Here is a 19,955-nt window from a genome sequence, read left to right as displayed (position 1 = left end):
TTCTAGTCGAGCTTATCGGGAAAAAAACTACGCTCAATAAAGACAACCTTATTTAGTTCAGGGAGTTTTGATCTATACCATTCTCCCTTTTATTATAATTAAAGTGGTATAGCACGAACAGGATTGACTGATATGGTAGGAACAGGAATGGGTGGTCGTTTTATCCAGTATTTTGCAACTTAGTGAATGGTAAAGGAGGTTCTCATCATTTCGCATCAATGCACCATATCGTTGCTAAATTAAATATACAATTTTACCTAACAGGCTCTCTTAAGCTGATTTATTTTAATGCGTCAGCAGTGTCAAACTTTAATAATAAATACAAAGCTTACTTATTAAGTTGTAACGATCAATCAAAAATACAACAAATAATTGATTTATATAATCTTCCTTCCGTTTTTTCTATAATCCAAAGTTTTTACCACAAAATTCTTGCCTCTATTATTCAAAAAAGCACATTGGAAATTGTTTAGTTTTCAAGAAAAAGACCTAAATACTGTATTGACTAGTTTTAATGATGAACTAGAAATACACTTAACTAATCAACAAAAAAATATTGTATTTCAAAAATTTATTAAAAATCAGACTAATTCAGGAGATTAGTAATGTTCACAAAAATATTTGTACCAATCAGCAATCACTATGGATACTTAAAGAAACTTGAATGTTTTAAGCTGGAAACTCAATTTGCGCAGAACTATACCTCACCTCTCCCCCCAGAAATGGAGTCAATTAATCACAAAAGAGCTGTCTGGAGGATTAATCTAGGCAATAATAAAGTATGTCGTATGCGTAATGAATTCGGATGTATTGATGATAAATTTTATATAGTTCATGTAGATGCATTGAAATTTTACTACTACTGGTTAGTTTCATCTATTTATCTAGATGATCAACATCGCTCAAATCATTGTATTCTAAGAAAAGATATGCCAAATGATTATAAATTCAAACATGCTATTGATGGTTTTTCAATAAGTGAACACAATCCTGTTCCTCTTGCATTTGTTTCGGCACGATTCGAACGCGGTAATCCTTATATTGGTTTTACAAATGGGGTGACACGTACAATGTGGCTGTTAGTGAATGGTGCAAAATCCTTCCCTATTGAAATTCGTGATAAAGAATCTGCAAAACATCTATATGAATTTGCAGGGATTGGAGAACCTCCGATAACTTATGAAGAATTAAGAAATAAGTTTAATGTAAAAGTACCTTATTACGAAAGTCGTGAATTTTTAGTAAGCCTCTATGATGAAATTTGAATAGCTTTTTAAGTTAATTTTTAAAAAATCTTAACTTATATGGCGAGGATTTTAGAAAAGTCTTAACTTATGTGACAAAATTATGCTGAGATTATGTGTCAATATGATTTATAAACTGTTGGTTTTGTTGAATAATTAAATATCAAACCATCTGTCTTTTACCGGTCGTTGAACGATAATACATACCAACACCTACCATGAAAAAACATGGCAGGTACAAAAAATAGAGCTTATAAGCTCTATTTTTTTGCCTTGGGGAAATTATTCCTATTAACCCGAATCACGGTAAACAACTGATTAATAAGTTTCAGATCAGTATCATTAATGTGCTTAGGTAACAATAAAGTACCTTCTTGTGCGGTAATTTTAAAGCCACTATGATCGAATGAATGACAATTTTCTTAACTGGAAAATATAAGTTTCCCCCTTCAGATTGATCACACTAAGAAGTTTAGTTTATGCCTAGTAATTCATTATTATTTGAACCTATTCAAGTAGGTAATATTACATTAAAGAATCGAGTCATTATGGCACCTATGACTCGCTCCCGCTCCTTACAACCAGGAGATATCCCCTACGACCTTAATGCGCTTTATTACCAGCAAAGAGCTAATGCTGGTCTAATTATTGCTGAGGCAACACAGGTATCTAGACAGGGACAAGGATATGCCTACACGCCTGGGGTTTATACTCAGGTGCAAGTCGAAGGATGGCAAAAAGTTACCTCCGCAGTACATAACACAGGTGGAAAAATCGCATTGCAATTATGGCATGTTGGCCGTATGTCCCACCGTTCTTTACAGCAAGATAATGCACAGCCGATCGCACCATCAGCCATTAAAGCGAATGCCAAAACATTTGTTTCGGATGGTAATGGTGGCGGCTACATGACAGATACTGATGCGCCGCGTGCAATGCTAAAAGAGGATATCATTGATGTCATCAAACAGTTTGCTCAAGGGGCAGAAAATGCCATGAAAGCAGGCTTTGATTTAGTCGAGGTGCATGGGGGTAATGGCTATTTATTTGAGCAGTTTCAATCAACCAATACCAACCACCGTACAGATCAATATGGTGGAAGTGTTGAAAACAGAGCAAGATTTTTGCTGGAAACAGTAGATGAACTCGTGAATGTAGTTGGTGCTAATCGTATAGGGGTTCGTTTATCTCCGTGGAGTACGATTAGTGATATTCATGATGAAGAACCAGAAGCGATGGTACTTTATTTAGCTGATGAGCTCATGAAGCGTAATATTGCTTATTTGCATATTGCTGAATGGGCTTGGGCAGGTGTGGGTGGTGCTTATCCAGAAAGGTTTAGAGAAAAGTTAAGAAAAGCGTTTGCCAATACACTCATCTTGTGTGGCGGTTATACAGCCGAAAGTGCGACATCCATGCTTGATGCCAAGCTGGCAGATGCCATCGCATTTGGACGCCCTTTTATTGCCAATCCTGATTTTGTAAAACGCATACAAGAATCAGCCCCGTTGGCAGAACCGAAACCTGAATTTTTCTATGGTGGAGCTGCTGAAGGCTATACGGATTATCCAACACTGTAATAGTTGGGGGAGTAAAACTCCCCCCTATTTTTAATAAGAATAGTTAAGAGTAGAAATCATAAGAGCGCAATATTTTGACGATACAGATGAATTTGAGTATCTGACGTTGTTGTATGGAAGCCATGAAAGACTTGTCGATTATCAACAAGAATTAAATCACCTGTTTGCCAAGAATGTCGGATAAAAAACTCATCTTGCATTAGATACTCTCGCAATTCTCTTAAAAATGTTTCTGAGGTTGCTGAGAGCATTCCTTTGATGCGTACTTGCCAAAATTCTGACTGTTCTGGACTAAAAGGAAGTGCAAGGTAAAGATACAATTGCTCATTGATCTTTCTTAAGCTGGGGATAGAAAACCACCCTTCAGGTAAAAATGGAAAAGGTCTACGATCTAATACAAGATACTCTAGACCGTGTTGAACGAGTACATTTCTCATACTGATAGGCATTAATGCAAACGCCTTGGCGTGATTGCTGAGAATCAGATCTCCAGCTCCTGATGTATTATGCGCAACATGTTGCGCATAAAAAACTATGGCATCAGTACTTTGCTGGATAATGATGCCATCTGTATGAAGTGGGAAGTCTGGAATATGAAAAAGAGGTGCATCCTTGGCTTGGGGTATTCTACGTTCAAATATACTGGCATTAACTTTTGTATTTAGGCTAATGGCTTGTGAAAGAAAGTGAAAGGTATCTTTATTAAGAGACATATTCTTTAAGAGTAGAGCACCGCTATTGTCGAGCAATTTTCGCAATTGAATGATAGTGTTTTGATTAGGTTGAATGCTTGCTACATCAGCATCAAGAAATTGCTGTAAAAAAGTATTTTTATAATGTGAAGCCATCGACGTTTATCCTATGATTGAAAAGGTAATACTTAAAACGACATATTGTGTTCTAGTCAGCAGGGATTAGATTATTCTAGTTGATATAACGTTATGATTTAAAAGAATTATCTTCCAGTAAAAACTTCATCTTTAATTAATCATTTCATGAAGCTTGCTGAAGAATCAATCATGCTGTGATTAACAGCCAACTCCTGCTGAGCAACTACCCTAGAGGTTAGTTATTATTGATAAAGCGCACAAGAAGGCACATTCTTTATACCGTAGGGATAGATCGTACATATGATGGAGATAAAACATGAAACTTAATAATGATGAACACTATTCCATCCCATTGCCAGAACAAGGGTCTGAAGATTGCCAGACGGTTAGCTCTGTAATAGCCCGTATTGGCGACAAATGGAGTTTACAAATCATTGTGCTATTGGGAAGTGGAACAAAACGCTTTAATGAAATCAAGCGAACGGTCAACGGTGTTTCGCAACGTATGCTCACACTGACTCTACGCGGGCTAGAGCGTGATGGATTAGTTAACAGAACTATTTTTCCAACTGTTCCACCAAGAGTAGATTATGAGTTGACAGAGCTAGGAAAGTCTTTATGGCTGGTGATTGAGCCTTTAGGAGAGTGGGCTATATCACACGCTAATGAGATTAAGTTAGCACGAAAACAATTTGATAGTCATAACACAGATCTAAATCATTAAGTATGGTTGAGACATAAAATTCTGCTCAAGTGCTGATCTACTGCCAGTTAGAAAAAAAGGTCTTCTATTTTATTGCTATTTCTAGCAATGAGTTTTTATGTAAATTCTCACGTAAAAACTCAATGAATAGCTTCACTTTTGCGGGTAATAAGCGCGTTTCAGTGATGGCATAAATAGAAATGGGAGGGGCTTGCCAGTCAGGAAGTATTTGACGTAAAGAACCTGCTGCAAGGGCCTCCCTAACCACAACATCATCTAACATAGCGATGCCCATGTGTGAAATTGCTAACTTTTGAATCATATTGACGTTATTAAGAAGAAACCTCCCCTTTGATGCCACATCTACACTCTCTTCGTCTTTGAATAATTGCCAGCTCTCTGGTTTTGAAGTCCTAAGTAGCAAGCATTCATGCTGTGATAATTCTGAGGGCGACTTTGGTACCCCCGCTAAATCTAAGTAACGAGGCGAAGCATATAAACGGCGAGGTAGTCGAGCTAATTGAAAAGCAATTAAACTGGAATCAGGTAACTCTCCCATACGAATCGCCACATCGATCGGTTCAGCAATGAGATCAGCCAAATGCGATGAGAGATCCAATTCAAATTGGATTTTCGGATAAAGTTGTGCAAACTGTGCAAGCAGTGGTGCTAAGTAATTTGTACCAAACCCTTCTGTTAATGAAATACGTAGAATACCACTCGGCTGGGCTAACATTTCACCCAAGTGTTTATGTGCAAGTCGAGCTTCTTCAACAATACGTTTACTATGCTCATAATAAATCTGACCCGCTTCAGTTAACTCAATCTTGCGCGTCGTTCGATGGAGTAACCTTAATCCGATCTCTCGCTCCAAGATACTAATACGTCTGGAAAGGGTCGAATTGGGAATCCCATTTGCTTCGGCAGCACCACGAAAACTTTTCGCTTTTACAACCTCAACAAATAAAGCCATATCATTCAATAGCTCCATACTTATTGCTCCATATATGGAATTATTAATTCTAAATAAACGTATTTATCCCACATAAAGAATAGTTCATGATTAAAACCATGTCTAGCGTTGAAGACATTTCCAAAATTAAGCCGCTTGAATAAGAACGGCAGACAAACTGAGGATTAATCCAATGAACAATATTTGGCAACCCATTTTGGTCGGTGATATCCACTTGCCACATCGTCTAGCCATGGCACCCATGACTCGCAGTCGTGCTCAAGCTAATGGCGTACCGAGTGACTTAGCTGTCGAGTATTATGCTCAACGTGCTAGCGCAGGTTTATTAATTTCTGAAGGAACCCAACCATCGGATGATGGTCAAGGATACCTTGCTACTCCTGGTATTTATACTCCTGAGCATGTTGAAGGATGGCGCAAAGTCACCTCAGCAGTCCACGAAAAAGGTGGGCGCTTATTTATACAGCTCATGCATGTGGGTCGGATGTCTCATCCAGATAACACACCTCATCATCGCCAACCAGTAGCGCCATCAGCAATTGCTCCAGGTGAGCAAATGTTCACTGCGAATGGAATGCTTGATATTCCCCAACCAAGAGCATTACTTACGGAAGAAATCCCCCAAACTGTTGAAAATTTTAGGATTGCTGCGCGTCGAGCTATTGAGGCAGGCGCGGATGGTGTTGAGATTCACGGCGCAAATGGTTATTTAATCCAGCAGTTTTTTGCACCAAATGCCAATGCGCGAGATGATCGCTACGGTGGATCCATTGAAAACCGTGCACGATTTGCCATTGAAGTAGCAAAAGCGATTGCCGCCGAAATTGGACCTGAACGAACAGCGATTCGTCTTTCTCCTAGCGCTACATTGGGTGGATTAGATGAAGGTCTTGAAGGACCAGATCTTTACCGTTATTTGGTTGCCGAGCTCAACAAGTTAGGGTTGGCTTATCTGCATATTATGCATTTTGGAAATGAAGCATTACTTGCAGATATCCGTAAGCTTTGGGAGCAAGTGTTAATATTAAATCGCCCAAGCCGATCATTAGAAGCGATTGGTAGTGATATCAATGCAAAGCTCGCAGATATAGAGTCATATGGTCAATTTTTTCTGGCTAACCCTGATTTTGTCGAGCGCCTAAAAACCAATGCAACCTTAAATCAACCGAATCATGCCACCTATTATGGTGGTGGTGCTCATGGATACATAGATTACCCAGCGCTTTAAAACAATTGTACTTTCTTGTTTAAACCAATGAATAATGGGCTATTGAGGATATTATTATGTTATCTCCAGCATTACTCACAACAGATACATCTGTTGTATTGATCATTGATTATCAAAAACATGTTTTAGAGGGTATTGGGTCTAGAGACCATGAGCTAATTGAACTAAATGGTAAGGCTTTGGCAAAGGTCAGCAAAGCGTTTGGTGTACCCACGATACTCAGTACGATTGGGGTTAAGCTTAGAGGTGATGAGCCAACGCTTGAATCTATTCGATCGGAGTTACCTGACGTCCCTGAATATGACCGAGATACGATGAATACTTGGGATGATGAGGTTGTGCGTCAGGCGATTGCTGCAACTGGTCGTAGACGACTTATTTTTGCAGGCTTGTGGACGGAGGTTTGTCTTATGTATCCCGTCATACATGCACAAAAAGAAGGCTTTGAAACTTATTTTATAGAAGATGCTGTTGGTGGAAGTACCACCATCGCCCATGAAACTGCTCGTGCACGCATGATACAGGCAGGCAGCCAGCCACTGACCTTGGCCGCCTTAATTACGGAGTGGATTAGAGATTGGCGAACCTCTCCACACGCCGAGCAATTTTTTCAATTTCAATCATGGTATCAGCCAGAAATTGAAAGAGTACGTCAAAAACTTAGTGAAAAACCATACACCCCAAGAGCAATCTGAACCTTAAATTTTTTGGGGGAGATACTTCCCCAAAAAATATAATAGGACACAAACAATGCAAGAAAAGTATTTATATCGAAAGATCACCACTCTTATCAAAGGACAGAATTTAGGCGGAATTACCCGCTATATTTCTCCTGCTTATTACGGGCAACTTACAAAACCATTCGTATTTCTTGATTACGTTAGAATTCTACCTAATCAACCATTGCCAAAATTCGGATTTCATCCTCACTCTGGCATCGCCACATTAACATTTATGCTAGAAGGTGAGTCGTGGTATGAAGAAACATCAGGCAAAAAAGGCATATTAAATGAAGGTGATATCGAGTGGATGAGTTCGGGTGGAGGTGTCTGGCACCGTGGTGGCCCACAGTCACCTCCAGTAAGGGGTTTTCAGCTTTGGATCGCATTACCGCCAGAGCAAGAAAGTTCACCACCTCGTAGCCAATATATAAAAAAGGATGACATTCCTCAGGAAGGTTCCGCTACTGTTTTGTTAGGCCGTTATGGTTCATCTCATAGCCCTGTCCAAACTCCTGTCGATATAAATTATCTTTCTGTTACGCTCGAGAAGAATCAACGCTGGGTTTATGAACCACCTGCTGATCATGATGTTGCGTGGCTATTGCTATATGAGGGGAATTTATTGGTGGGTGAGCAATACATTAAACAAGGTGAACTTGCTGTATTTGAAGCGAATACCAAATCAATCGAGCTTATTGCTGAGCAGCATGCAGGCTTTATATTTGGATCTGCGCCATTACATCCTTACCCATTAGTTACAGGTGATTATTCAGTTCATACTTCCCCTCAATCATTAATTGAAGGAGAAAAAAAGATAGCTCAGATTGCTCAAGAGTTTAATTTATAAACGACTACTTTCTTTGATAGGCTACCAAGAGCTACTTTTAAAAAGTGATCTTTTACTTATTGTAAGCAATTATCAAAACATGCCTCTGCATACTTTAAATGCTTAATTTATATACCATATCAATATGAAAAAATATATCTATCGCCTAATAGAACTAAATACCAAAGGCTGTCAAAGAGCAGCCTTTTCACTTTATTATTTTAGACCCATAAAGAAGAATGAGAACGTGTTGTATACCCCCAAAGAAACTCAATTATTCCGATAAGTTACCCTAACCAAAATTTAAAAAAGTGATATGAGTCACGTATTTTGAAACATTAAATACACAAAAATACTATCCAAATTAAAGTAAAATTCACAAAATTGTCTCCAACATCAATTAAAGCACTCACCTATCCAGATGTGTCTTTAATGCGCCAATCCTCATTTAAATCTTTTCTCCCTATATCAAACATATCGGGAGTCATTTAATTTTTAAGGTAAATTGAATGAAAAAATTTTGGAAATACTTATTAGCACTCCTTCTAGTGCTAATCGTTATCGCAATTGCCTTTCTTTTTAGACCTGTTACGTCTAAGGCAATCAAAACTAAAAGTGACGAACCGACTGTCGATGTCGTATTGATCGGTGGCGGTATCATGAGTGCCACTCTAGGTGCTTACCTCAACGAATTACAACCCGATTGGAACGTTCGCATGTATGAACGTCTTGATGCAGTTGCTCAAGAAAGTTCTAATGGCTTTAACAATGCGGGTACAGGTCACTCTGGCTTTATGGAAATGAACTATACCGAAGAAAAAGACGGTAAGATGGACGTTTCTAAAGCAGTCAATGTGGCGAGTCAGTTTGAAATTGCAAAGCAGTTTTGGGCGCACCAAGTGAAACAAGGTGTATTGGGTACTCCAAACAGCTTTATTAACCCTGTGCCACATATTGCCTTTGTATGGGGTGACAATGTGAAGTTCATGGAGAAGCGTTATGCAGCCATGACTCAAGAACCACTATTCGCTGGCATGAAAATTAGTGAAGACCCAACTGAAATTCAACAATGGGCACCATTGGTGATGGATGGTCGTGATCCGCAACAAAAAATCGCAGCAACACGTATGGACGTTGGTTCTGACGTGAACTACGGCGCGATCACAACTCAACTGATCAATCATCTGGAAAAAAATCCAAACTTCAAACTCAGAACGTCAACTGAAGTAACTGGCATCAGCAAAAATGATGACAATACTTGGTCTGTTGCGTTTAAAGATTTGAAATCTGGTGAAGTAAACCATGTCAAAACACGTTTTGTGTTTATTGGTGCGGGCGGTGCTGCCATTAAATTATTGCAAATGACGGGCTTGCCAGAAGCAAAACAATACGCAGGCTTCCCTGTCGGTGGTGAATTCCTTGTTACTGATAACCCTGCAATTACCGAGAAACACACTGCCAAAGTCTATGGTCGTGCGGATCTTGGCGCGCCTCCGATGTCAGTACCACATATTGATACACGTTATATCGACGGTAAGAAATATGTCTTGTTCGGACCTTTTGCAACCTATTCAAATAAGTTCCTAAAATATGGTTCACAACTTGATTTACTTGCATCGACCAACAAGAACAATGTGTTGCCAATGGCAGCGATTGGGATGCAAAATGCTGACCTCGTTCAGTATTTGGTTAGCCAAGTATTGATGTCTGATGAAGATCGCTTCAATGAGTTGAAAAAATACTACCCTGAAGCTGATCCGAAAGACTGGCACTTACGCCAAGGCGGTCAACGTGTACAGATCATCAAAAAAGAGCCGGGCAAACCTGCTAAATTGCAGTTTGGTACAGAAATCTTCGCCTCTGAAGATAAGTCTGTAACGGCACTTCTTGGCGCTTCTCCGGGTGCTTCAACCTCACCGTACATCATGCTGAACTTGCTAGAAAAAGCATTCCCTGAGCAAACGGCTGGGGAATGGAATGGCAAACTTCATGAGATCGTTCGTTCTTATGGTCAAGACCTTGCAACAGATCCAGCGTTGTTAGATCAAATCCGTCATTACACCAGCTCAACATTAGGCTTAACCTACTCAACGCCTGCGAACTTAGTTCCTGCTAAAAAAGTAGCTCAAGCGGAAGCTGTGGCTCAATAAATAAATCGCTACATAAATCAAAAGGGATGAGTTACGACTCATCCCTTTTTTATTGAGTATGCCCTGCTTTGCTCTACTACATCACCCATGTTTACAGCATGTTCGCGTCGAGACTTGAGCGTATTGACCATCAATATACAGTCCGCACTTTTCTGTTACATTACTTGATTAAAAAAAGCTATTTGTGCTCATTAGCCCTCGCAGTTTGCTATTCTTCATTGTTACCAGACAACTGTATTTTTTTGTCTTGGTTCTCACTATGATGACTACGTGTGACATTATCAACATTGTTATTCAATAAACCCAACTGCAATTTACCCTTTTCCGAGAGCATACTTGGACGCGCCACCGCTATCGGGGCATCTTTATGACGTCTAATCATGCGCTTGGTATTTTGTAATCTAATTCATATGAAAGACTCGTTACCCGCAACTTCTGGCCGCTCTAAAGTTATTATTTTTTCCGTCTTGGTATGGTTGGTTCTTTTGTGCCTACAATCCAGTTATATCGTGATTATTGGTGGTAATGCTTATCTGTTTTGGACTTCATTGGGTCTGTTGGGACTTCATCTATTGAGTTTCCGACCAAGCACTTTTAAAAATCGAACCGCGTTGCTGTTCACGACGTTGTTGTTGATTTATTTAGCACTAAACTCTCTTTTTTGCACTTATTTGATTTTAGCATTCTATTGTATTTTCTATTTATATTCAGATAATTATCGATATAAAAAGCTCATCAAACTCGCTGGATTATTTTTAATTTTAATCGTATTTGCGCTGTATCAGGCTCAGTCCTTACATGAATTAAAAGAAAAATACGCAGCTCATGACACAGGTGAAACATGGCAACAGTACGGCGCTTTATAATACCCCAATAAAAAACCCCACAAGATTTGTGAGGTTTTTTTGATAGCGTTGTTTTAATCCTGCGAGTCAGGATACAAAAGGCGATTCCCCGGACCAATACGATTCATATGCAAGAAAGACATATGCCGTTCATATTTATCCAAAATATCATTAATCACCTGTTCTTTGGTGTAGCCAGCCAAATCATTATCCTGAGAGCCCTCGTATAAGAAGGTCTCTAAACGATAGTAGAATTGTTTACCACGTTTACCGCGCTCACTAAAGTTTGGTGCTGTATAACGCACAGGCCAGATTTGGTAGACGAAATTATGTTCCTCTTCCAAATAAATCGTGAGATCAAGATGATACAGCGCATCGTTTTCTTCTAGCGGTGTACTGGTCACATCAACCTGCATCCCCTGCTTAATCAGTTCATCTGCAACTGTTTTCACCGCAGGATGACACACCGTATCTAACATATGCTGCGTTTCGGTTGTTCCCGGATGCTTCATCACACGCCGTAAACGCTGCTTCCAGTTCAGAATATCAACATTACCCACCACAGGCGCAGCATTGAGACTACGACTGGCATTGCGATAGTCTTCTAAGCGTAAAGATTTATACAATCCCGCCATCACCAACAGCATCACAAAACTAAAAGGTAGCCCCATAATCACTGTGGCGCTTTGTAAGGCGGTGATACCATTTGCCATCAACATCGCAAGGGTCAATAAACCAATGGCAACCGCCCAAAAGACACGCAGCCAACGCGGTGCATCATTATCAATATTGGAAAATTTGGTGGTGAAGTTACCCAACACCAATGCGCCAGAATCGGCAGAGGTCACATAAAATAGCAAGCCTGTAATCGTGGCAATCCCAGCGACAAATGCAAACCATGGGTATTGTGCCAATAGATCATAGAAACCATGTGCAGGATCAGTGAGAACCGTTTGCGCCAATGCCGTATTGCCATCAAAAATGACATTGTATAAGGCACTATTTCCGAAGATGGATAACCATGTAATAGTGAACAATAAAGGAATAATTAAAGTGCCACAGACAAACTCACGAATGGTTCGCCCACGAGAAATACGCGCTAAAAATAGCCCAACAAATGGTGACCAAGCCACCCACCATGCCCAGAAGAAAATGGTCCAGCTATTCATCCATTCAGTCGGTTGCTCAAACGCAAAACTATCTAAAGCCAAGCTTGGAAAACGACTGATATAATCACCAAAGTTTTGTACCAAAGCATTCAGTAAGAATTCGGTATTACCCAAAAATAAAACAAATAACATTAAGCCAATGGCGACATAAATGTTAATTTCAGATAAAACTTTAATCCCTTTATTGACCCCCGCCGTTACCGAAATAATCGTGACAATGACCGCGAATAAAATTAAACCTGACTGAACCCATAAACCTTCTGGCCAATCAAATAAAACATGCAGACCATAATTGATCTGAACAACAGCGATACCACAGGTCGTCGCAATACCAAAAATCGTTCCGATCACGGCTGCCGTATCGACAGAATGCCCGATTGGACCATCAATTTTGTTACCAAAAATGGGATATAAAGCAGAACGAATGGTCAGTGGTAAGTTATAACGATAGCTAAAATAGCCCAAAGCCATGCCCATCAAGGCATACATACCCCAGCCCGTCAAGCCGTAGTGAAATAATGTCCACACCATGCCCTGACGCGCAGCTTCATAGGTTTGTCCCTCACCCACAGGTGGATTCATATAATGAGACAAAGGTTCTGCCACCGAGAAGAACATTAAGTCCGTCCCGATCCCTGCGGCAAATAGCATCGCCGACCAACTCAATAAACTAAATTCAGGTTTTGAGTGTTTTGGCCCAAGCTTGATATCACCATAGCGAGAACATGCGATAAAGACCACAAAGACTAAATAAAGCGTTGCTGCAAGTAAGTAGTACCAAGTAAATGTGGAACTGACCCAACCCAAAACCGTATTCAATACGTGATTGGCGAAATCATTAAACAAAATCGTGGTTAATGAAAATATTAAAATTATGAGCGCTGAAACATAAAAGACCACACGATTAAGATGGTCTTTTGTTTGAATAGATGAATCATCAACTGCTCTTGGATTATCTGTCACCATACAATCCTCAAGGAATTCGAGAAAAAAAGAAAATATTCATCGTTGTCTTTTCCCTATTTAAGCAATAAAGAAAAGACGCATCTGAATAAAAAAATGAAAAATAAAGGTCATTAACCGAAATTACATATCTTCTGATGGTTTGGTCTGTTGTTGGGATGACTGTGATGTCGTCGTTACAACTTGTAGCTGTTGATCTTGCTTCAATGCTTTGGCTAAACCAAACATATAAAGCAAAATAATTACGGAGAATGGCAATCCACAGAGCACAACAGCACTTTGCATCGCATCAAAGCTACCCGCTAAGAGCAAGCCAATACTGACAATAGTAATCACCACCGACCAAAAGATACGTAACCAAATAGGTGAATCACTCTCATTACTACCCCCTTTCGAAGATAGATTTGCGATCATGAGTGTACCCGAACCCACTGGGGTCAAAAACAAAACGAAACAAATCATAACAACAATCCCAGCAATATAAGGATTGAAAGGCAAATATTCGAGAAATTTAAATAACGATAATGCGGGGTCAGCCAAGACCATTTCCCCTAAAACCTTTTGTTTTTGATCTAAGATTAAATGAATGGCGGTATTTCCGAAAATCGAAATCCACGCCAAAGTAAAACCAAGTGGAACAAGACACACGCCTAAAACCACTTCACGAATGGTGCGTCCTTTGGAAATACGTGCGATGAACATACCAACAAATGGCGCCCAAGCAATCCACCATGCCCAGTAAAATACCGTCCATGAACCCAACCATGTATTTGCTTGCTGATCGTACAAATACATATCAAAACTTTTGGCAATAAACTGGCTCAGATAATCCCCTACGTTTTGCACCAAACCATTGAGTAGATGATTGGTCGGTCCTGTTAAAAACACAAATAACAACAACACATACAATAAGCGCAGATTAATACGCGATAGCCAAGCCAAGCCTTTTTCAATCCCAATCACCGTGGTAATCGTTGCCACAAACATCATCAACAACACCACTGCAATCAGCGTTGTATGATTATTAGGGATGTCGGGTACTAGATATACAAGGCCAGAGACGAGGACTAATGCGCCAATCCCTAAGTTGGTGACCAATGAAATAACTGTGGCTAAAATACCAAATCCATCGACAAAATCCCCGACCCAGCCATAAATTCGCTCACCAAAGATAGGATAAAGTGCGGAACGCAACGCCAGTGGCAAATCTAATCGAAAGGCAAAATAACCCAGCGTGACACCGATCAAGGCATACAGCACCCAACCATGAATACCCCAATGTAAAAAGCTATACATCATGGCATCTCGCGCCGCCTGAACCGTGCCGCCCTCACCTTCTGGTGGCCTTAAGAAATGATCAACAGGTTCAGCAACACCGTAATACAATAATGCGATACCAATACCTGCTGAAAATAGCATCGACACCCAAGCCATATAACCAAACTCAGGTTTATCGTGATCTTTTCCCAGAGGAATTTGTCCAACTCGCGAAAAAGCCAACCATGCAACAAAGCCTAAACAAGCAACGATGACCAACATGTAATACCAGCCAAACAATTGATTGACTTGCTCTTGCACATAGGTGAGCCAAAACTGACTTTGCTCTGGAAACAGCACAAACAATAGGCCGAAAATGCCAATACTGATTGCCGAGCTCCAAAAAACAAATAAATTTAATCGAACGCGTTCGGATGTAAATCCAGCATTACTTTTTGACACCATGTGGTTGCTCCTTGCAATCGGTGTATTCTTATTACTTTAAATCTTGACCAACCAATCAAAAACTCATTGATTTTTACAGATCATACTTTTTATTGATTGAACGTTCAATCAATAAAAAGTATGATAAAAAAATGTTATGATGTTCAACATTGAGAAATGTTAAATAAAAAGTACCTGAATCGGGCTTTCAATGGATCAACATGACAAAACGTAGAGTAAAACCTGAGCATGTGCGACGCGAAGAAATTATCAGCGCCGCATTCAACGTGATTTATGAAGTGGGGTTATCCAACACCACCATTGCACAAATCGCAAAAAAAGCTGAAGTATCAACGGGTATTGTGAGTCATTATTTTGGTGACAAACAAGGACTCATCAATACTTGTATGCAGGAAATGCTTAACGTTTTACGTCAGAAAACAGATCAATATAAAGTTGAAGCTGATTCACATCCAGAAAGCCAGATTAAGGCGATTATTGATTCCAACTTTGATATTAGTCAGGTCAATAAACAAGCCATGCGTGTTTGGTTGGACTTTTGGTCTGCAAGCATGCACCTACCCGAACTTGGTCGTTTGCAACGCATTAATGATCAACGCCTGTATTCAAACTTGAAGTTTTATTTTCTCAAGTTACTCGATAAAGAACAGGCCAGCATTGCCGCTCGCGGATTAGCGGCATTGATTGACGGATTATGGCTACGCGGTAGTTTGAGCAGTCATGATGAGTTTGACAGCCAACTTGCCCGTTCAATTGCCTATGACTATGTCAAAACGCAATTACAATTTGCGCAAAAACCTTTGCAGGAGAAACAGAATGAGTGATGCACACGTTCATCAATTATATATCCACGGACGCTATGTAGAAGCAACCAGTGGTAAGACATTTGATAGTATTAACCCTGCCAATGGTGAAGTGATTGCAACACTTCAACAAGCCTCGCAACAAGATATTGAAGCCGCCGTTCATAGCGCGCAACAAGGACAAAAAATCTGGGCTGCCATGACAGCCATAGAGCGTTCTCGTATTTTACGCCGTGCAGTTGACATTTTACGTGAACGTAATGATGAGCTGGCGCAACTTGAAACGCTCGATACAGGTAAAGCCTATAGCGAAACATCGACTGTTGATATCGTCACAGGTGCCGATGTACTTGAATACTACGCTGGTCTTGCCCCTGCGATTCAAGGTGAACAAGTCCCGCTTCGTGAATCAAGCTTTTTCTATACCCGCCGTGAACCACTCGGTGTCGTTGCTGGTATTGGCGCTTGGAACTACCCAATTCAAATTGCTTTATGGAAATCTGCCCCTGCACTTGCAGCAGGCAATGCCATGATTTTCAAACCAAGCGAAACCACTCCCCTAACCGCATTCAAACTTGCAGAAATTTATACCGAAGCAGGTCTTCCTAACGGTGTATTTAACGTTGTACAAGGTGCTGGTAGTGAAATTGGACAATGGTTAACTGAACACCCTGTCATTGAAAAAATTTCATTTACTGGTGGTGTCGAAACTGGCAAAAAAGTCATGGCCAGTGCTGCAGGCTCTACCCTCAAAGAAGTCACGATGGAACTGGGTGGTAAATCACCACTGATCATTTGTGCCGATGCCAATATCGACCGTGCCGCAGATATTGCGGTGATGGCAAACTTCTTTAGTTCGGGTCAAGTCTGTACCAATGGTACCCGTGTCTTTGTTCCGAAAGCACTTTTAGCTGATTTTGAAGCGGCCGTCATCGAGCGTGTAAAACGTATTCGTATCGGTGACCCGATGAATGCTGAAACCAATTTTGGTCCGCTGACCAGCTTTCCACATATGGACAAAGTGCTCTCTTATATCAATGCAGGCAAGCAGCAAGGCGCTAAGCTGTTAATTGGTGGCGAACGTGTCCTCGATGGCGATTTTGCACAAGGTGCTTACGTTCAACCTACCGTTTTTAGCGACTGTACCGATGATATGCGGATTGTACAGGACGAAATTTTTGGGCCAGTCATGAGTATTCTCAGTTATACCACTGAAGAAGAAGTGATTCGTCGTGCCAACAATACCACCTTTGGTTTAGCCGCTGGCATCGTGACTCAGGATATCAGCAGAGCGCATCGTATGATTCATCAGATCGAAGCGGGTATTTGCTGGATCAACACATGGGGCGAATCCCCTGCTGAAATGCCAGTCGGTGGTTATAAACAATCTGGCGTTGGACGTGAAAATGGTTTAACCACTTTGGGCCATTACACCCGTATTAAATCCATTCAAGTTGAGCTTGGTGATTACCAAAGCATTTTCTAAAAAGCATTGCGCTTTATCTTCACTTGATCAACTGAATCACTATGTATTCAGTTGATCATGCAACAATAAAGGCTAATTATGAATAAGCAAGAATTCGATTACATTATCATTGGCGCAGGATCTGCCGGAAATGTTCTCGCAGCACGTCTCACAGAAGACCAAGATGTGACTGTTTTATTATTAGAAGCAGGCGGTCCAGATTATCGTTTAGATTTTCGTACACAAATGCCAGCAGCTTTGGCTTTTCCTCTACAAGGTCGCCGCTATAACTGGGCGTATTTGACCGATCCAGAACCACATATGAACAATCGTCGTATGGAATGTGGACGTGGTAAAGGACTAGGCGGTTCATCCTTAATTAATGGGATGTGCTATATCCGTGGCAATGCCATGGATTTAGATCAATGGGCAACGCACAAAGGTCTTGAAGATTGGACCTACGCAGACTGTTTGCCATACTACCAAAAAGCAGAAACCCGTGATATCGGTGGCAATGACTATCACGGCGATCATGGTCCTGTTTCGGTGACCACTCCCAAACAAGGCAATAACGAACTGTTCCACGCGATGATCGAAGCAGGCGTACAAGCAGGCTATCCACGTACCGATGACTTAAATGGCTATCAACAAGAAGGTTTCGGTCCAATGGATCGTACCGTTACGCCTCAAGGTCGTCGCTCAAGTACCGCACGTGGTTATTTGGATATGGCCAAAGGTCGTCCTAACTTAACCATCGTTACGCATGCCATGACCAACAAAATCTTGTTCAATCAAAAACAAGCCGTTGGTGTGGAATATATCATTGGCACTGATCAAGCCAACATGAAACAAGCACAAGCGAAACGTGAAGTGTTGCTCTGTGCAGGTGCAATTGCTTCTCCACAAATTTTACAGCGCTCGGGTGTTGGCGAAAGTAGCTTCTTAAAATCAATGGACATCGAAGTTGTACAAGATCTTCCTGGTGTGGGTGAAAATCTACAAGATCATTTGGAAATGTACTTGCAATACAAATGTAAGCAACCTGTTTCGCTCTACCCTGCATTGAAATGGTATAACCAACCCGCGATTGGTGCTGAATGGCTGTTCCTTGGCAAAGGCATTGGCGCAAGTAATCAGTTTGAAGCAGGTGGTTTTATCCGCAGTTCAGATGAGTTTGATTGGCCAAATATCCAATACCATTTCTTGCCTGTGGCGATTAACTACAACGGCAGTAATGCAGTGAAAGAACATGGTTTTCAAGCCCATGTTGGTTCGATGCGCTCGCCATCCCGTGGTCGGATTAAACTAAAATCTAAAGACCCGTTTGAGCATCCAAGTATTTTGTTCAACTACATGTCAGCAGAACAAGATTGGCGTGAATTCCGCGATGGTATCCGTATTACCCGCGAGATTATGCATCAACCCGCACTTGATCCATATCGTGGCGCAGAAATCAGTCCTGGAAAGCACGTACAAACAGATGCTGAATTGGATGACTTTATCCGTAACCATGCTGAAACGGCATACCACCCATCATGTAGTTGCAAAATGGGTGAAGATGAGATGGCAGTGGTTGATGGACAAGGTCGTGTTCATGGCGTGCAAGGCTTACGCGTGATTGATGCCTCGATTATGCCGTTGATTATCACAGGTAACTTAAATGCCACCACTATTATGATAGCAGAGAAAATTGCTGATCAAATTCGTGGACAAAAGCTACCACGCTCTCAAGCAGACTACTACAAAGCTGGTACAGCTCCAGTACGCCAATCCCCTTTACGTCCATTTGCATAACCTAGTTAAGTTATGTTCAGCGCCTTAGCGATCTAAGGTGCTGCCAACCATTAGGAAAATTCAAATGAAAAGAATTTTATTCACTTTACCTTTGGGCTTTTTTTTACACACGGCTCATGCAACAGAGTCAACCACCGAAACCGTATCACCGTTTAGTGCCAATCTCACCGTTGCAAGCCAATATGTATCACGCGGCTTTCAACAAACATGGGGCAAACCAGCTTTACAAGGCGGTCTTGATTATGCACATCCGAATGGCTTGTTCGTGGGTACGTGGGCATCGACGGTAAGTGATCATTTTATTCGCGACGCTTCTGTAGAGTGGGATGTTTATACGGGTTATTCGCGTAGTTTTGGTGATCTTTCTCTCGGTGTCACTGTCGCTTACTATTTTTATCTGGGTGCAGAAACCACAGCTGAAACAGGTCATACCAGTTTCGACTATGGCGAAATTATTCCAGAGATTGCTTATGGTCCCGTCACCGTCAAGTATGCAGTGACTTATACGCAAGATTATTTTGGTAATAACTCAAAGACTTTAGGTGTCGGCAATGATCAGCACTCACGAGGATCAGGCTATTTAGATGTGAATTGGCATCAACCGTTAGGTCAAGGTTGGTCTGCCGATGCACATTATGGCAACCAACGTATTAAAAACTTTTCAGCAGCAAGCTTTCAAGATGCCAGTTTCTCGGTCAATAAAGAACTGCCTTATGATCTTGCTGCTAGCCTCATGTATAGCAAAGCATGGGACAAAGAGGATTATTACAAAGAATATAGTAATGGCAATCCAAATGCCCGAATCTCAAACCCGATTGATTCGACTGTGACATTCTCCCTCACCAAAAGTTTTTAAGTAGTCAATTTAACTAAATTCCAATATATGCTGAGACAGAGATTGCTTAGGCTATTTTAGTCACTTAAAACAAAACAGCTGC

At 40.9% G+C, this 19,955-nt stretch carries 17 protein-coding genes; 12 read left to right on the top strand and 5 right to left on the bottom strand.

The window, feature by feature from the left end; genetic code table 11:
* Positions 1-605: 605 nt before the first annotated feature.
* Positions 606-1,265 (top strand): hypothetical protein, encoded by a 660-nt coding sequence (locus J2Y37_RS10415; protein WP_349032767.1) that lies wholly within the window; start codon positions 606-608, stop codon positions 1,263-1,265.
* A gap of 458 nt (positions 1,266-1,723) precedes the next feature.
* Positions 1,724-2,824 carry an alkene reductase gene (locus tag J2Y37_RS10410; protein ID WP_349032766.1) on the top strand — a complete coding sequence of 367 codons (1,101 nt, stop codon included), beginning with the start codon at positions 1,724-1,726 and terminating at the stop codon, positions 2,822-2,824.
* 56 nt (positions 2,825-2,880) lie between these two features.
* Here the strand turns inward: J2Y37_RS10410 and J2Y37_RS10405 are convergent, their stop codons facing one another.
* Positions 2,881-3,672, bottom strand: a complete 792-nt coding sequence (locus J2Y37_RS10405) for a TauD/TfdA family dioxygenase (protein WP_349032765.1) — start codon at positions 3,670-3,672, stop codon at positions 2,881-2,883.
* A gap of 298 nt (positions 3,673-3,970) precedes the next feature.
* Here J2Y37_RS10405 and J2Y37_RS10400 point away from each other — a divergent pair, with 298 nt between their 5' ends.
* Positions 3,971-4,378 carry a helix-turn-helix domain-containing protein gene (locus J2Y37_RS10400; protein ID WP_349032764.1) on the top strand — a complete coding sequence of 136 codons (408 nt, stop codon included), beginning with the start codon at positions 3,971-3,973 and terminating at the stop codon, positions 4,376-4,378.
* A 64-nt stretch (positions 4,379-4,442) separates the two neighbouring features.
* Here J2Y37_RS10400 and J2Y37_RS10395 read toward each other — a convergent pair whose 3' ends face one another.
* Positions 4,443-5,348: a LysR family transcriptional regulator gene (locus J2Y37_RS10395; RefSeq protein ID WP_349032763.1), complete on the bottom strand. Its 906-nt coding sequence runs from the start codon at positions 5,346-5,348 to the stop codon at positions 4,443-4,445.
* A 154-nt stretch (positions 5,349-5,502) separates the two neighbouring features.
* Between J2Y37_RS10395 and J2Y37_RS10390 the strand changes: the two genes are divergently transcribed.
* The 4 genes from J2Y37_RS10390 to mqo all read left to right on the top strand — a co-directional run bounded on the left by J2Y37_RS10390 (position 5,503) and on the right by mqo (position 10,256).
* Positions 5,503-6,558, top strand: coding sequence for an alkene reductase (locus tag J2Y37_RS10390; protein WP_349032762.1), 1,056 nt, complete (start codon positions 5,503-5,505; stop codon positions 6,556-6,558).
* Positions 6,559-6,614: 56 nt separating this feature from the next.
* Positions 6,615-7,253 carry an isochorismatase family protein gene (locus J2Y37_RS10385; protein ID WP_349032761.1) on the top strand — a complete coding sequence of 213 codons (639 nt, stop codon included), beginning with the start codon at positions 6,615-6,617 and terminating at the stop codon, positions 7,251-7,253.
* 55 nt (positions 7,254-7,308) lie between these two features.
* Complete coding sequence (locus J2Y37_RS10380) at positions 7,309-8,127, top strand: pirin family protein (protein WP_349032760.1); 819 nt, start codon at positions 7,309-7,311, stop codon at positions 8,125-8,127.
* Positions 8,128-8,615: 488 nt separating this feature from the next.
* Positions 8,616-10,256, top strand: a complete 1,641-nt coding sequence (gene mqo / locus J2Y37_RS10375; RefSeq protein WP_349032759.1) for a malate dehydrogenase (quinone) — start codon at positions 8,616-8,618, stop codon at positions 10,254-10,256.
* Positions 10,257-10,464: 208 nt separating this feature from the next.
* Here the strand turns inward: mqo and J2Y37_RS10370 are convergent, their stop codons facing one another.
* Entirely contained in the window at positions 10,465-10,638 is a 174-nt protein-coding gene (locus J2Y37_RS10370) for a hypothetical protein (protein WP_241322923.1), read from the bottom strand.
* Between J2Y37_RS10370 and J2Y37_RS10365 the strand changes: the two genes are divergently transcribed.
* Positions 10,637-11,122, top strand: a complete 486-nt coding sequence (locus J2Y37_RS10365) for a hypothetical protein (RefSeq protein WP_349032758.1) — start codon at positions 10,637-10,639, stop codon at positions 11,120-11,122. The genes J2Y37_RS10370 and J2Y37_RS10365 overlap by 2 nt on opposite strands.
* Before the next feature lie 53 nt (positions 11,123-11,175).
* Here the strand turns inward: J2Y37_RS10365 and J2Y37_RS10360 are convergent, their stop codons facing one another.
* Both J2Y37_RS10360 and J2Y37_RS10355 read right to left on the bottom strand, forming a co-directional pair.
* Positions 11,176-13,236 carry a choline transporter gene (locus J2Y37_RS10360; RefSeq protein ID WP_005198325.1) on the bottom strand — a complete coding sequence of 687 codons (2,061 nt, stop codon included), beginning with the start codon at positions 13,234-13,236 and terminating at the stop codon, positions 11,176-11,178.
* Positions 13,237-13,356: 120 nt separating this feature from the next.
* The gene (locus J2Y37_RS10355; RefSeq protein ID WP_241322924.1) at positions 13,357-14,955 is read right to left on the bottom strand and encodes a BCCT family transporter; all 1,599 of its coding nucleotides are present in this window, start codon (positions 14,953-14,955) and stop codon (positions 13,357-13,359) included.
* 200 nt (positions 14,956-15,155) lie between these two features.
* On the opposite strand from J2Y37_RS10355, the gene betI reads away from it, so the two are divergent.
* From betI to J2Y37_RS10335, 4 genes are all read left to right on the top strand, one after another.
* Entirely contained in the window at positions 15,156-15,779 is a 624-nt protein-coding gene (gene betI / locus J2Y37_RS10350) for a transcriptional regulator BetI (protein ID WP_349032757.1), read from the top strand.
* Positions 15,772-17,244 carry a betaine-aldehyde dehydrogenase gene (gene betB / locus J2Y37_RS10345; protein WP_349032756.1) on the top strand — a complete coding sequence of 491 codons (1,473 nt, stop codon included), beginning with the start codon at positions 15,772-15,774 and terminating at the stop codon, positions 17,242-17,244. The genes betI and betB overlap by 8 nt, the downstream gene beginning before the upstream one ends.
* 78 nt (positions 17,245-17,322) lie before the next feature.
* A complete protein-coding gene (betA, locus tag J2Y37_RS10340; RefSeq protein WP_349032755.1) occupies positions 17,323-19,017 on the top strand; it encodes a choline dehydrogenase in 1,695 nt (564 codons plus the stop codon).
* A 64-nt stretch (positions 19,018-19,081) separates the two neighbouring features.
* Positions 19,082-19,873, top strand: coding sequence for a TorF family putative porin (locus tag J2Y37_RS10335; protein ID WP_349032754.1), 792 nt, complete (start codon positions 19,082-19,084; stop codon positions 19,871-19,873).
* Positions 19,874-19,955 lie beyond the last annotated feature (82 nt).

The organism is Acinetobacter sp. 3657, assembly GCF_031456775.1.
Classification (GTDB): domain Bacteria; phylum Pseudomonadota; class Gammaproteobacteria; order Pseudomonadales; family Moraxellaceae; genus Acinetobacter.
This window is presented reverse-complemented; position numbering and strand designations above follow the sequence as displayed.

Excerpts from the sequence above, each read along its gene's own strand:
- J2Y37_RS10390 (WP_349032762.1), top strand. The coding sequence starts at position 5,503 with ATGAACAATATTTGGCAACCCATTTTGGTCGGTGATATCCACTTGCCA.
- betI (WP_349032757.1), top strand. The coding sequence starts at position 15,156 with ATGACAAAACGTAGAGTAAAACCTGAGCATGTGCGACGCGAAGAAATT.
- betA (WP_349032755.1), top strand. The coding sequence starts at position 17,323 with ATGAATAAGCAAGAATTCGATTACATTATCATTGGCGCAGGATCTGCC.
- J2Y37_RS10365 (WP_349032758.1), top strand. The coding sequence starts at position 10,637 with ATGCGCTTGGTATTTTGTAATCTAATTCATATGAAAGACTCGTTACCC.
- J2Y37_RS10395 (WP_349032763.1), bottom strand. The coding sequence starts at position 5,348 with ATGGAGCTATTGAATGATATGGCTTTATTTGTTGAGGTTGTAAAAGCG.
- J2Y37_RS10385 (WP_349032761.1), top strand. The coding sequence starts at position 6,615 with ATGTTATCTCCAGCATTACTCACAACAGATACATCTGTTGTATTGATC.
- J2Y37_RS10415 (WP_349032767.1), top strand. The coding sequence starts at position 606 with ATGTTCACAAAAATATTTGTACCAATCAGCAATCACTATGGATACTTA.
- J2Y37_RS10355 (WP_241322924.1), bottom strand. The coding sequence starts at position 14,955 with ATGGTGTCAAAAAGTAATGCTGGATTTACATCCGAACGCGTTCGATTA.
- J2Y37_RS10370 (WP_241322923.1), bottom strand. The coding sequence starts at position 10,638 with ATGATTAGACGTCATAAAGATGCCCCGATAGCGGTGGCGCGTCCAAGT.
- J2Y37_RS10410 (WP_349032766.1), top strand. The coding sequence starts at position 1,724 with ATGCCTAGTAATTCATTATTATTTGAACCTATTCAAGTAGGTAATATT.
- J2Y37_RS10335 (WP_349032754.1), top strand. The coding sequence starts at position 19,082 with ATGAAAAGAATTTTATTCACTTTACCTTTGGGCTTTTTTTTACACACG.
- J2Y37_RS10400 (WP_349032764.1), top strand. The coding sequence starts at position 3,971 with ATGAAACTTAATAATGATGAACACTATTCCATCCCATTGCCAGAACAA.
- betB (WP_349032756.1), top strand. The coding sequence starts at position 15,772 with ATGAGTGATGCACACGTTCATCAATTATATATCCACGGACGCTATGTA.
- J2Y37_RS10360 (WP_005198325.1), bottom strand. The coding sequence starts at position 13,236 with ATGGTGACAGATAATCCAAGAGCAGTTGATGATTCATCTATTCAAACA.
- J2Y37_RS10405 (WP_349032765.1), bottom strand. The coding sequence starts at position 3,672 with ATGGCTTCACATTATAAAAATACTTTTTTACAGCAATTTCTTGATGCT.
- mqo (WP_349032759.1), top strand. The coding sequence starts at position 8,616 with ATGAAAAAATTTTGGAAATACTTATTAGCACTCCTTCTAGTGCTAATC.
- J2Y37_RS10380 (WP_349032760.1), top strand. The coding sequence starts at position 7,309 with ATGCAAGAAAAGTATTTATATCGAAAGATCACCACTCTTATCAAAGGA.